This is a genomic window from Actinomycetota bacterium (assembly GCA_018334075.1).
Taxonomy (GTDB): Bacteria; Actinomycetota; Coriobacteriia; order Anaerosomatales; family UBA912; genus JAGXSC01.
This window is the reverse complement of the sequence record JAGXSC010000053.1, coordinates 49,947-61,948: the sequence shown is the minus strand read 5'-3', so window position 1 is coordinate 61,948 and position 12,002 is coordinate 49,947. Positions and strand designations below refer to the sequence as shown.

The 12,002-nt window shown below is 58.3% G+C and carries 13 protein-coding genes, 1 pseudogene and 1 riboswitch; of the genes and pseudogenes, 10 read left to right on the top strand and 4 right to left on the bottom strand.

What is annotated here, in order from left to right; genetic code table 11:
* The first annotated feature begins 18 nt into the window (after positions 1-18).
* Complete coding sequence (locus KGZ89_07175; GenBank protein ID MBS3974628.1) at positions 19-450, top strand: hypothetical protein; 432 nt, start codon at positions 19-21, stop codon at positions 448-450.
* 11 nt (positions 451-461) lie between these two features.
* Here the strand turns inward: KGZ89_07175 and cls are convergent, their stop codons facing one another.
* A complete protein-coding gene (cls, locus tag KGZ89_07170; protein ID MBS3974627.1) occupies positions 462-1,895 on the bottom strand; it encodes a cardiolipin synthase in 1,434 nt (477 codons plus the stop codon).
* A gap of 102 nt (positions 1,896-1,997) precedes the next feature.
* On the opposite strand from cls, the gene KGZ89_07165 reads away from it, so the two are divergent.
* From KGZ89_07165 to KGZ89_07140, 6 genes are all read left to right on the top strand, one after another.
* Positions 1,998-2,900, top strand: coding sequence for a hypothetical protein (locus KGZ89_07165; GenBank protein ID MBS3974626.1), 903 nt, complete (start codon positions 1,998-2,000; stop codon positions 2,898-2,900).
* Between the two features lie 110 nt (positions 2,901-3,010).
* Entirely contained in the window at positions 3,011-3,691 is a 681-nt protein-coding gene (locus KGZ89_07160; protein MBS3974625.1) for a hypothetical protein, read from the top strand.
* Between the two features lie 101 nt (positions 3,692-3,792).
* Positions 3,793-4,368 carry a hypothetical protein gene (locus tag KGZ89_07155; protein MBS3974624.1) on the top strand — a complete coding sequence of 192 codons (576 nt, stop codon included), beginning with the start codon at positions 3,793-3,795 and terminating at the stop codon, positions 4,366-4,368.
* Between the two features lie 53 nt (positions 4,369-4,421).
* Positions 4,422-4,595: riboswitch (cobalamin riboswitch) on the top strand.
* Positions 4,596-4,730: 135 nt separating this feature from the next.
* Complete coding sequence (locus KGZ89_07150) at positions 4,731-5,687, top strand: cobalamin-binding protein (protein ID MBS3974623.1); 957 nt, start codon at positions 4,731-4,733, stop codon at positions 5,685-5,687.
* Between the two features lie 100 nt (positions 5,688-5,787).
* Complete coding sequence (locus tag KGZ89_07145; GenBank protein ID MBS3974622.1) at positions 5,788-6,774, top strand: iron ABC transporter permease; 987 nt, start codon at positions 5,788-5,790, stop codon at positions 6,772-6,774.
* Positions 6,775-8,043 carry an ABC transporter ATP-binding protein gene (locus KGZ89_07140; GenBank protein ID MBS3974621.1) on the top strand — a complete coding sequence of 423 codons (1,269 nt, stop codon included), beginning with the start codon at positions 6,775-6,777 and terminating at the stop codon, positions 8,041-8,043.
* Here KGZ89_07140 and KGZ89_07135 read toward each other — a convergent pair.
* The 3 genes from KGZ89_07135 to KGZ89_07125 are packed head-to-tail and all read right to left on the bottom strand — an operon-like array spanning position 7,981 to position 10,904.
* On the bottom strand, positions 7,981-8,415 hold the full coding sequence (locus tag KGZ89_07135; GenBank protein ID MBS3974620.1) for a DUF1284 domain-containing protein: 435 nt from the start codon (positions 8,413-8,415) through the stop codon (positions 7,981-7,983). The genes KGZ89_07140 and KGZ89_07135 overlap by 63 nt on opposite strands.
* Complete coding sequence (locus KGZ89_07130) at positions 8,412-9,191, bottom strand: MBL fold metallo-hydrolase (protein ID MBS3974619.1); 780 nt, start codon at positions 9,189-9,191, stop codon at positions 8,412-8,414. The genes KGZ89_07135 and KGZ89_07130 overlap by 4 nt, the downstream gene beginning before the upstream one ends.
* Before the next feature lie 6 nt (positions 9,192-9,197).
* Entirely contained in the window at positions 9,198-10,904 is a 1,707-nt protein-coding gene (locus tag KGZ89_07125) for an ammonia-forming cytochrome c nitrite reductase subunit c552 (GenBank protein MBS3974618.1), read from the bottom strand.
* A gap of 171 nt (positions 10,905-11,075) precedes the next feature.
* Between KGZ89_07125 and KGZ89_07120 the strand changes: the two genes are divergently transcribed.
* The 3 genes and pseudogenes from KGZ89_07120 to KGZ89_07110 all read left to right on the top strand — a co-directional run bounded on the left by KGZ89_07120 (position 11,076) and on the right by KGZ89_07110 (position 11,977).
* The gene (locus KGZ89_07120) at positions 11,076-11,321 is read left to right on the top strand and encodes a glutaredoxin family protein (GenBank protein MBS3974617.1); all 246 of its coding nucleotides are present in this window, start codon (positions 11,076-11,078) and stop codon (positions 11,319-11,321) included.
* A 26-nt stretch (positions 11,322-11,347) separates the two neighbouring features.
* Positions 11,348-11,638, top strand: a pseudogene (locus tag KGZ89_07115) (ferredoxin:thioredoxin reductase).
* 18 nt (positions 11,639-11,656) lie between these two features.
* Entirely contained in the window at positions 11,657-11,977 is a 321-nt protein-coding gene (locus KGZ89_07110) for a Rieske 2Fe-2S domain-containing protein (protein MBS3974616.1), read from the top strand.
* Positions 11,978-12,002 lie beyond the last annotated feature (25 nt).

Genomic DNA, 12,002 nt, shown 5'->3' with positions numbered 1-12,002 from the left:
CATAAAAGGAGGCTCATTTTGCAGGTTGTATTAGCGGTGCTGGCCGATTACGCCGCCACCACCGAAGACGGAAAACTTCTGATCGCCGGAGTCTTCGAGACTATAAACACCCCTGCTTTGCCCGCGGTGCATCCGATGATGGCGCTTGCTCTTCGTATAGCGGCCGCTCCCGGCGAAGCCGGCAACCATCACTTGACGCTGAAGCTGGTGGATCCGGCGGGCGAGGAGGTGATTCCGGCGCTGGACGGGGAGATCTCATTGGGCGAGATGCACCCCATAGAAGGAGGCCGGGCGCAGATCATCCTCAATATGCCCGGCGTCAAGTTCACCAAGGCGGGAAAGCACCGCATCGATGTGATTCTTGACGGGCAACTGAAGCATTCGCTGGATCTGTTCGTCCGGCTGATTCCAGCCGCCGAGGACAGCGGTTCTTCTCGGCATTTTCACTAAAGAACGCGCTTTTAGAGCAGACGCCCCGCGAGTCGCGCCACTGAGTTGCGAAAGCGTACGAAATGGCCGAGCCGGTTGAGGTCTTCCGTCGTAATCTCATGGCAGTGGATCATGTCGTTTTCGAAGGCTTCGTGGGTGAGTCGGGCCTGCGAGGGGTCGTACATGAAGACGGTAAGCTCGTTGTGTAGTGAGAAACTGCGCGTGTCGATGTTTGCGGTGCCGATCGAGCAGACCTTGGAGTCTATCGCGATCGATTTGGCGTGAAAGAACCCCGCGCGGTACTGGTAGATTCGCACCCCGGCTTCGAGCAACCGCGGCATCATCGAGTGCGCGGCCCAAAACGGCAGCCGTTTATCGGGGATGCCGGTCATCATCACCCGGACGTCGACTCCGGAAAGCGCCGAAATGATCAGGGCGTCCGAAATCGACGTATCGGGCACGAAGTAAGGGGATTGTATACGCACGGTCTCCTCGGCTTTGGCGATTGCGAGCAGGTACGCGTGCCGTATGGCCTCCCAGTGTGTGTCGATGCTTGAGTGGGCAAGATGCAGCATCGGTCCGAGGCAACTACACCCCGGAGCGGGGAAATATCGCAGATCGAACAGGGATTCCTGCTTTGCCTCGAACCAACGGCCCGCGAACAGGCGCTGAAGCTCGGCGACGAACGGCCCGGTGATGCGCAGGTGGGTGTCGCGCCAGGACTCGAAGCGTGGGCCCCCATCGATGTACTCGGCACCCATGTTCATGCCTCCGGTGTAGCCGATCTCTCCGTCGATGACCGCGATCTTGTAGTGATTGCGGTAGTTGATCTTTGAGAGCGACAGCACGTCGGCGACTACCTGAGCGCCGGCTTGTTTGAGCTTGTGAATCTCGGCCTTGCTGTAGTGAATGCTGCCGATGAAGTCGTATACGATGCGGACCTCGACGCCATCGGCCAAGCGCTCTAAGAGAAGTTCTGTGATCTCGGCGGTCAGTGAATCGCGTTGCCAGATGAAGTATTGGAGATGGACGAAGCGCTTTGCGTTCGCGATGTCTGCCTTTAGCGCCGAAAACTTGTCGCTGCCATTGGTGAATGTGTCAACGGATTCGGCGGGGAGTGGGATTGTGTCGTTTTGGGCTTGCACCAATCCTATCAGGCGGTCGATATAGTCGTGGCGAACTGCGGCCACCAGGCTCTTTGCGTCCTCGGCGTAGAGTTCGTAGGTGGGTCCCAGAGCGCTGTCCGCCAGGGCCTTGGTTTTTTTGACGATCCGACTATGACGGCGTATTCGACGCCAGTTGCGTCCCCAGAAAAAGTAGAAGAACAGCCCGATGCCGGGAAGCAGTATTAATATGATCAGCCAGGCGAGGGTAGTGCCGGTATCGCGCTCCTCATCGGCTATCAACAACACAACAACCAGCACTGCGACAAGATATATGGCTTCTGCTAGCGGTAGAGTTGGCATGCCTCAAGTGTACCCTTCAAACTCTGTGAGCAAAGAAAATTAAGTTTGACCCGAAACTAAATGGCACCTTTCAGCGTTTAGGTGAGTGTAGGAATTTTGGTAATGCCGATATATATAGATGCCGAGATGTCGTTTCAGACGACCAAGAGAGCGAAGGTGGAGTCAGCGATGAGTAACCCGATGTTGAAGCTAACGGCCCTGATGGTGGCAGTCGCGCTGGCGTTTCCTGCAGCCGTCCTTGCGAGTTCGCGTGATTACGACAAGCCGGGTAGGGGCAACGGCAAGCCCAACGCAAATGAATATTATCAGGAGCAGGATCGCATAGAGTATGAGAGAGAGCGGGCCGAAGACGAGCTTGACCGCGCCGAAGAGGAAGCGGACAGAGCCAGGGATGCGAAGGAAGAAGCATTCGAGCGCAAGATGAACAGCTCCGAAGAGGAAGCGGACAGAGCCAGGGATGCGAAGGAAGAAGCATTCGAGCGCAAGATGAACAGCTCCAGCGGCAGGCCGGAGCGGGCAGGCAAGGACAAGGACAAGGACAAGGACAAGGACAAGGACAAGGACCGAGATGACGCCGAAAGCCGCGACGATGTGGTAATCGGTTACCCTGAAGACTCCATCGACGAGACTCCTTCGGTTGATGTGACTGAAACCGTCGAGCCGGAAAGAAAGACCGGTATCGAGAACGCGCTCTCGCGCATCCAGGCTAATATCGCCCGGGCCGAAGGCAAGGTCGCCGCAGGGCAGAAGGAACAAGTGCCCCCCGGTTTGCTCCGCGTGATGGAGAAGTTCCTCGCCTGGTTCGGATTGACAGCAGTTGATCCAGTTCCTATAGACCCCGTAACGCCAGAGGATCCGAACGGCTCGGATGAGACGACCCCTTCCGTGGAGCCAACGCCTTCCGTGGATGCTACAGTTGTGCCGGAACCTTCGGTGGAGCCCACTCCTGCCGCGACCTCGGATCAGACTGCCGAGCCGTGTCCGGTGTGTTTGCCAGCTAGCTGATTCGTGAGTTCGTAGTCGAATGTGCGCGTGAGACAGGGCCCCGAGATGGGGCCCTGTTCGTGTGCTATCGTTATGCTGCTTGCATGGACGCTATGTTCAGGAGGTCTATTTTGGCTTGGATCACGGCAGATTCACGATTGCGATTCGCGGTGCTTCTCGGCGCGGTTGCTTCGATTACCGGGGCTGTTTTGCTGACAGGGTTGATACCGCCGGTGGTGGGCTTGGGGGAAACCGTTCGGCTTCCGATATTCCATGGTGCATCGACCTGGGTGAACCTGGGAGCGTTCACGCTGCTTGGAGTGGTCGCGTTGGCGGCTCTTGCTACGGGCAGGCGCGAGCTGGATGGCTGGACGACCGGAATCAGGTCCGTTTCGGCGGCGATGTGGCTGGTAAATACAGCGCTTGGCGCTTTTGCGGCCATGGAAACCTGGGACTTTACCGGCTCCGAGGAAGGCTTCCTGACCATCGCGCAACAAGACCCGAGATTGATCGTTCAGGCTCAGTTGCTACTCCTGGCAGGGGCACTGTTGGTTGCTGTGGGCCTTGTTGACGGTCGCAGAGTGAAGGCGGCGATGGATATCGCGTTTGTTGCGGTGATGTGGTGGCTGCTCGGCTCTGCTCTCACCTCTCCAGGGGCACGCGTATTGCATCCCGACAACCCGGTGATGAACTCTGGCCCTGAAATACAACTTCCTTTCTTTGCGATACTTGCAGCTCTTTCCCTCGGCGTGCTTCTGCTTGCCTGGTTTGCTAGGGAGCTGGCGGTGCGGAGTTCCGCCAAAAAGCCATAAGCTACCGATTATCGCAAATAACTATACGCGCATCGGCTGATATCCGATATTAAGGGCATGGAAATTTGTGTAGGGCTTCAGAACGCTAAAGGACACTGCCGATGAGCGCACTTCAGGCCACCCTTGCCCGTGCGGCTGTCCACCTGGATAGCCCGAATGGCGATCTGGTCAAGGTGTTGGTCAACTCCCGATCCAACGCCGAAGCCACTTTGGCCGCAACCATTCTGCGTGGTCGTATTCCCGATTTGGAACTGGTAATGCTATTCAATCTCCGGGAACTGATATCCGAGCTTCCATCTGAGCCCTTTTGGGTACCTCATGAGCTTGAGGTTCTGGGTCGGGTTCTCGGCTATATGTCTACCGGAGCAAAGTGGAGCAAGAGCTTTGAGCCCCAGGGAAATCCGGCGGTTCTTGAGTTCGTCGGTGATGGAAACCGTATAGATTCTGTGTGGATGCACTCCGCTCGGTTGAAAACGGCCCTGGTGGGCCCCAACACTGATTTCATCGGAGAACAAGCCATAGAGGCACTCGTTTCCAGCAGTGATCTGGGCGAAGGGCTGGTCGACGCTTTGAGGGCTTTGGGCCATGACCTGGCGCCCAGGTTTTACTTCAACGTGGAAGATTACATGGTCGAAAACGCAGTTGCGACCCTCGATGACATTCGCGCGATATTCTGAGTGAGGCGACTCTGGCTACTTGGTTCAGGGTCGTGTATCTTGATGATGTCACAATCGAATAAGCATCATTGGGTGCCTGCCAACTATCCAGCCCGCGCTTGGATACTCAGGTAGGAGAATAGGGAAGCCGGTGAGATTCCGGCACGGACCCGCCACTGTGAATCGGTACGCGCATGTGATGCGTAAGCCGTGAAGTCAGGAGACCTGCCCGGTGATTGCGATGCGGCCTTCGAGGTTATGAGGCTTGATCGCGGTGCTGTGTCTGTAACGGACACCAGCCGCCAGACCAGGACTTTTCTCGAAGACCCGCCTTTTCAGGCGGGTCTTTGTGCTTGAAGTCGCATGAAAGAAAGGAGTGTTTCATGTTGTACGGCACCAAACGCGGTACGGCACGCCTTCTGGCGGCCATTGCTCTGTCGATCGTTTTACTGGTCGCGCTGACCGGCTGCGGAGCCAGAGGCGCAGATTCGGCGACACAGCAGCCAGACGCTCCGGCTGAGGCCGGCGTCACGTTTCCGATAACCCTGGAAGACGATGCGGGAAGAGAGGTCGTGATCGAGAGCGAGCCTCGCCGGATAGTGTCCCTGGCTCCCTCCAACACCGAAATCGTGTATGCGCTGGGGCTTATCGACCGGCTCATTGGCGTGACCACATTTTGCGATTATCCTGCTCAGGTTGGCGAGATTGACAAGATCGGTGACTTCATACAGCCGAATATAGAGGCCATCACCGCCGCCAATCCTGACTTGATTCTTATGACAACCGGCGTTCAGGAGGATGTTGTCGAGCAGCTTGAAGGCACAGGTGCAGCGGTGCTTGCAATTGATCCTAAATCGCTCGAGGATCTTCTTACCGCGATTCGCATCGTTGGGCAAGCTACAGCCACACCGGATACTGCGGAAGAGGTTATCGCTGGCATGCAGGCCGAGCTTGATGAGATTTCCGCTGCGGTGGCCGACAGGGAGCGAGTCAGGGTCTTTATTGAAGTCGCGCAAAATCCGCTCTTTACGGCTGGCACCGGGACTCTGATAAACGACCTGATCAATGCCGCCGGCGGAGAGAATGTAGTGACACAGGAAGGTTACGTAGGTTACTCGATCGAGCAACTCGTGACTGATGATCCGGTCGCATACCTGGCGACGAAAGGCTCGATGAGCGATCCTGCGGATCTCGAGCAGCGCCAGGGTTTCGCCGGTCTTTCGGCGGTAAAGAATGATCGCGTTTACGTACTCGAGGACAATCTCGTATCGCGCCCAGGGCCCAGGGTCGTTCAGGGAGTAAGGCAGATCGCCGAAAGCCTTCACCCGACGGCGTTTTAGTAGTGTTCGAGTCTGAAGCTGATTGCGCGTAACAGTGACCGCCAGAAATACATCTGAGACAGAGAGCCGACCCGCCTCGAGGCGAGCGCGCGCTCCTGTTGTGCTGGCTACTCTGGCGGTCACGTTGCTCGGCGCGCTACTGGCCGGAGTCGGACTGGGGGCGGTCAGCATCCCCGCCGGTGATGTGATCGCCGCGATTGCGCGGGCGCTTTCAGGAGCCGAGGGACCGATTTCAGATAATGTGATCATCGACATCAGGCTACCTCGCACGCTGCTGGCTATGCTGGTCGGGGCGAGTCTCGCTACGGCGGGCGTCATGTACCAGGCGCTTTTCCGCAATCCGCTGGCGGATCCGTATATTCTCGGCGTCTCAAGCGGGGCCGGACTGGGCGCCATGATTGTGATCACGCTCACCGCGGGGGAAACCGGCCTTCGGTACCTGGGCGTTCCCACCGGGGCTTTCACGGGCGCTATCCTCACTATCATGCTGGTCGTGCGGCTGGCGTCCTTGCGAGGCCGCCTGGAGGTCACCTCACTGCTGCTGGCCGGGGTCGCTATTTCGTTTACTCTGGCCGCTCTGACCTCGTTTATCATGGTGTTTTCCCGTGAATCCATGGCGACACTCGTATTTTGGATGATGGGGGGACTGGCTGGCGCGTCGTGGGAGTATGTGGGCATGCTGGCACTTATGCTTGGCTTCGGCCTGCTTCTGCCGATGACACACTCTCGTGCCCTCAATGTCATGCTGCTCGGTGATGAGCGGGCGGCGCATCTCGGCGTGGATGTTGAGCGTTTCAAGCGTCTCGTCCTTGCCTCGGCGTCGTTTCTCACGGCGGGTGCGGTAGCGGTCTCGGGGCTGATCGGATTCGTCGGCCTGATGACGCCCCACGCGGTGCGGCTCGTGCTCGGCCCCGATCATCGCCTGTTGGTTCCGGCCTCTGTGCTGGCGGGAGCGATTGTCATGGTGGTCGCGGACCTGCTGGCGCGCATCGTGCTGGCACCGGTGGAGATTCCGGTCGGTATTGTCACGGCGCTTGCGGGCGGGCCGTTCTTTCTCTGGCTGCTGGTCAAAGGAAGGCGACTTTAGATGGAAGCGCAGCAACAAACCGCGCATCAAGCCGCAATCACTTTTGCCGACGTTTCCCTCGGCTATGGCCGACGCGTCGTGCTCAATGGCGTCACCCTTGAAGTCGACGGCGGCGAACTGGTCGGAGTGATCGGCCCCAACGGCGCCGGCAAGTCCACGCTGCTTCGAGCGATCTTCGGCGAATCCGATGTCCTCACCGGAGATGTGCGAATTCTCGGCAAACCGATCCCGGAGATGTCCTATCGCGACCGGGCACGAATCGTCGGCGTTCTGCCGCAACTACCCGTCACGAACCTCTCTTTTACCGCCGAGGAGTTCGTCGCGATGGGCCGTCATCCGAACCTCGGCTTGGTGCAGCGACTTTCCGAGCACGATGAGGCCATCGTATCCAGCGTGATGGACAGGACGGATACCAGGCGCCTGGCGAAGGAGCGAGTCGACACGCTTTCCGGAGGAGACATCCAGCGCTTGACGCTCGCTCAGGCGTTGGCGCAGGAGCCATCGGTTTTGCTGCTCGACGAGCCGGTCAGCCAGCTCGACCTCAATCACGCGCTTCAGGTTCTCGATCTGGTTCGCGGGCTTGCGGACGGCGGTATGGCGGTGCTGGCCATCTTCCACGATCTCGATCTGGCTGCGCGCTATTGCGACAGGTTGGCCGTGGTCCATGATGGTGGCCTTCACACCACAGGCGCGCCTTCCGAAGTGCTGACGGCCGCCTTGGTGAGGGAAGTCTTCGGCGTTCGCGCGGTAATTGTGCCCGATGCCCTGATGGGGTCGGTCACTGTGGTGCCCGTGACAAGAGAGATGAACGGCCTGAAGTCGCGAGGTCATCGCATATTTGTGGTCGGCGGTTCAGGCGCCGCCGCACCACTCATGCGGCAACTGGTGTTGGCGGGGTACGAGGTGGTCGCGGCGCCCCTGAATCAGGGCGACTTCGATCAGGCGGTCGCAGAAGCGCTAGGCATCGAGCATGTGCTGCTCGAGCCTTTCGGCGAGGTTACTTCGGATGTGGAGGCAAAAGCGCGTGATATGGCGGCGCAAAGCGATGTAGTCCTTATCGCCGAAGTTCCTTTTGGGATAGGGAATCTCGGCAATCTTCGCGCGGCGATCGAGGCAAAGGCGCCGATTGTCTTCGTGAACGGATTCGACTCCTCCCGGGACTACTGCGACGGTGCCGCAATCGCATTGGCGAGCGCGGCGATGCGATCAGGGGCAAAAAGTGCCGCCTTTACCGACGTCCTTGCCGCCGTGGAGCAGATTGTCGATTAGCGCGGCGCAGAGGGTCTGGAACTCGCATGTACTGCACGCTGACGCTTGCCATCGATCGAGTATCGCCGGCAGCCGAGTCCTGATTTGCGCAAAATCAAGTAGCCCTCCAGGCTCTACGCCAAGAAGCTCGTTCGCAAGTGAGTCCAGGCTCCTGATGTGCTCTTCTCCGCCAGACTCCGAAACACAGGCGCCGTCTCGAAGGGAGGGGCAAGCGGCGCATACGTCGTCGGGGCCTTCCACAAGGCGCAAGGGGGTATGGCGCAGACGCTCCAGAACGCTTTGCAGGTTGGCGATGAATCCGGCCGAGTAACCTTCGCCGGCGAAAAAATGCAGGCAGATTAGGTGGTGGCCGCGAAGCGCAGGGACGCTCATGCACACTCCCCGAGGGGCACGACGCAACCTGCATCCTGCGCGATGATCTTTGTTTGGCACGCTAGGCCGAGCTGTCGCAACTGCGTCTCAAGGCCGTCGCGAACAATTCCCGCATGGTTGTTTTGGCGCGACAGATGAAGTGCCACAACTGCTTCGAGCCGATCGCTGGCGAGGCGCTCAATCACTTGAAACGCCGCGATGTTGGAGAGGTGGCCTTGATCCGAGGCAATGCGCCTTTTCAGGAACCATGGATACGGGCCGGTTTGCAGCATCTTCTCGTCGTGGTTGCATTCGATGGCCAGTATCGTGCACCCACTTAGGACCTCTATCGCCGAGGAGGGCATGACACCGGTATCGGTTACAAGCCCCAAAGACTCTCCGCTACAGCTTTCTATGCGGTAGCCCACAGGCTCGGCCGCATCGTGCGAAAGCGCGAAAGCTTGGATCGTGAGAGACCCTACAGCGAAGCTCTCACTCGTGTCGACTCGCCGAAAATCGACGTCCCACTCGTGCATGCCTGCCGTTTCGCCGGTCCCAGCGGTTGCGTAAACCGGGATCCCTAGCCGCTTGGCCAGGATCTGAACTCCGCCGATGTGGTCGGTGTGCTCGTGGGTGACAAGAACTGCGCGGACATCTTCTGGGCGCATACCAGCCAAGCCAAGGCGACGCAGGGTCTCACGAGCGGAGAACCCTGCGTCGACCAGTATTACCTGTCCTTCGCTTTCAACAGCTGTCGCGTTGCCCGAAGATCCTGAGCCTAGGAAGGCTGTTCTCATTGGCACCTATGGAAGCGCTTCGTTCGCCAGTGAGATCGCCTCACGCGCGTATTGTTCGGCCGTATCCATCGAGCTCATCACTTCCTCGTAGTTGTGGAATCCCATCGAATTTTCGCTGATTATGAGATTCTCCCACAATACATGAGCCTTGCGGTGAGCTTCCAGTGCTTGCTCAGCCTTGGCCGCATCCGCCCTGTCGCCGGCCTTTCGGACTTCACCAAGCCTGGCTGCGGAATCCGCTACCAGATTCTGTACTATCTTCTGCCTGTCGTAGACTTCGCGTTGCATCTCTATTCCACGTGCGGTTCTATCAAGATGGCACCTTTGGCACGGCCGGTCGGCAAAGCCGGTATCCAATCCGGTTTGGGTAGCAAACTGGTTGAAGACCCTCTCGTTTTGGTATTTGTACGGACTCGTGAACCAATGGCTCCTGACGACATCGCCTTCCTTGGTGCGAACTTGCGGCATGTGACAGTTCATGCACGCGACGCCCGCGGTGTAGTGGGTGCTGTTCCAGTACAGCTCCACCTCCGGATGCTGGCTTTTTATGAGCGGCTCGCCGATGATAGCGTGTCGCCAATCCTGCTGGTAGTCGAACTGCTCACTATAGTACTGATGAAGATCGGCGGCCTTCGACCAACTGAAGACGTCGCGAACGACTCCGTCCACCGCGCTTCGCCCGCCCGCATACTCGACATGGCACTGCGCGCACTGGAGTACGCGGCGATCGGTCAGAGACGCCTCGGCGACGTCAGTCACAATCTCGGAGGCGTAGGGGTTGACGCCTCCCTCGCCATCGACCGACCCATCCTCTACGGCCTCTACCAGCGCGGCGCGTAGCAGCTGCGGCTCCGTCGTGTGGGGATCGTGACACTGAGCGCAACTTACACCGTAGGGCATGGTGTCCGAAGTTGCTGCCATCGCTGCCGCCCAAATCCAGTTGAAGGTTGCCGTTGCGTCGTCACTCGGCCCTGGAGGAGAGGAGTAGACAGTACCGTCCGGCAGGGTGGCTTTCGACTCAACCTCGTAGGTTTCGAAGTCCGTGGAGAAGCGCACCGTTGTCCCTTCCGGCACGACCAGCGATCTTGCTGGGGCGACCGGCGTCTCTGTGTGATACAGGGTGACGGTGGTATCCTCGGAGACCTTCAGTTCGCGGTCCCTGATCCAGGCCCATGAGATTTCGGTCGACTTGCACTGCAGGCACACCTCGGACTTGCCCCTCAGAGTCTTGTAGTGGTCTTCGAGAGCGTACTTGTGCGCGCCCTCCTCGTCATAATCTAGGGTGAAACCATGTCCGGCTACGATTTCGTTGTAGCGCGGGAATGTCTTTACTTTTGCTTCCCGGGGCTCACGCTGTGATCCGCCGAATGGGCCCACCTTGAGGTTGTCGTCGTACAGGTAGGTCGCGGCTATCGCCTGATGACATTCAGCGCACGAAGAGACCCTGAAATCTATGTTCGCGTTGACGTTTTCCGGATCGTTCGCGTGCTCCTCGCCGGTGCCTTCATGACAGCCCTGGCAGCCCAAGGTGTAGTGAGCGCCTTGGGCGATCCGCTCGACTTTCACGTCATGGCACTCCGCACCCCCGCAGGCCTGCCTGCCCGCCGCCGCTTCCGAGCTCTCGTACACCGGGTCCACGCAGCCGCTTAGTATCATCATCATCCCAAACAAAGTAAGCAGGACTGCGCATTTGATGACGCGCGCGGTCTTCATGCCTACCTCCTCTCCGCCCTGAATACCAAGGCTCCCACAAGTGTTGTGTCCGCTTTCTCAATATAGGATACCATTTTAGGTATGGGTATCCTGTTGAATAGTGCATGGATGTTTTGATGGTGGCATTCTCGATGACCTTGTTTACCCTCAAGCCAAAAAGGAGGAGCTTTCATGAAAGTGGCTCTATACGCTTTGACGACATGCCCGTACTGTCGAATGACCAAGAAGATGCTTGAAGAAAGCGGTATAGATTACCAGCTTACCGAGGTCGATTTGCTCGAGGGCGAAGCAAAGGAGCAGGCGATCGATGAGGTGAAAAGGATATCCGGAGGCACATCATTCCCGGTTGTCATAATCGACGATGAAGTGATCGTCGGTTTTGACAAGAAGCGAATCAAGGAGTTGCTGGGAGCATGACAGAGTCGCCGAGACCAAAGCGGCGCATGTTCGGGCCGGACACAACGGTGCAAGATCTCAAGGACTACATGGCCCCCTTCGCAGAGCGCCTCGGATACAAATTCAATACCGAGACCGACTTTGTCGATGAGGTGTTGCAAAGCGAGCTTGAGATCCTGGAACGCGATGGCGACATCTATTGCCCATGCCGCATCCAGACGGGTAATCCGAAGGAAGACCTGAAGATCGTTTGCCCGTGCATCCCGTTTTTCAGGGATGAGTTTGCCGCTATCCGCAAGTGCTGGTGTGGTCTGTTCATTCTCTCTGATGTCGAGGATGGCGCCGAGCTCCTTGGTGTGGTCGAGCGTGCCGAAGGCCCCGTCGATGTACCTGTTTTTCGCGTTGCCGATCTCCCGGACGGGCAGATACGTCACGTGAAGGTGGGTAAGCGCAGCATTGCGGTTGCAAGGGTCGGCGAGGAGTATTTCGCGCTCTCAAATGTCTGCCGTCATGCGTTTGCCCCTCTCGCCGAGGGATTTATGGACGGCTATTACGTCATGTGCCCCTGGCACGGCAGGCGCTACGACGTCCGGACGGGTGTGACTGACCATCCTGGAGCCGACGTCCAGACCTTCGAGACTTTGGTTCGCGACGGCATCGTATATGTTCGTATGTAGTTGTCGGCTTCGGGGCGCATAACGC

Excerpts from the sequence above, each read along its gene's own strand:
- cls (MBS3974627.1), bottom strand. The coding sequence starts at position 1,895 with ATGCCAACTCTACCGCTAGCAGAAGCCATATATCTTGTCGCAGTGCTG.
- KGZ89_07165 (MBS3974626.1), top strand. The coding sequence starts at position 1,998 with ATGCCGATATATATAGATGCCGAGATGTCGTTTCAGACGACCAAGAGA.
- KGZ89_07155 (MBS3974624.1), top strand. The coding sequence starts at position 3,793 with ATGAGCGCACTTCAGGCCACCCTTGCCCGTGCGGCTGTCCACCTGGAT.
- KGZ89_07150 (MBS3974623.1), top strand. The coding sequence starts at position 4,731 with ATGTTGTACGGCACCAAACGCGGTACGGCACGCCTTCTGGCGGCCATT.
- KGZ89_07140 (MBS3974621.1), top strand. The coding sequence starts at position 6,775 with ATGGAAGCGCAGCAACAAACCGCGCATCAAGCCGCAATCACTTTTGCC.
- KGZ89_07135 (MBS3974620.1), bottom strand. The coding sequence starts at position 8,415 with ATGAGCGTCCCTGCGCTTCGCGGCCACCACCTAATCTGCCTGCATTTT.
- KGZ89_07130 (MBS3974619.1), bottom strand. The coding sequence starts at position 9,191 with ATGAGAACAGCCTTCCTAGGCTCAGGATCTTCGGGCAACGCGACAGCT.
- KGZ89_07125 (MBS3974618.1), bottom strand. The coding sequence starts at position 10,904 with ATGAAGACCGCGCGCGTCATCAAATGCGCAGTCCTGCTTACTTTGTTT.
- KGZ89_07120 (MBS3974617.1), top strand. The coding sequence starts at position 11,076 with ATGAAAGTGGCTCTATACGCTTTGACGACATGCCCGTACTGTCGAATG.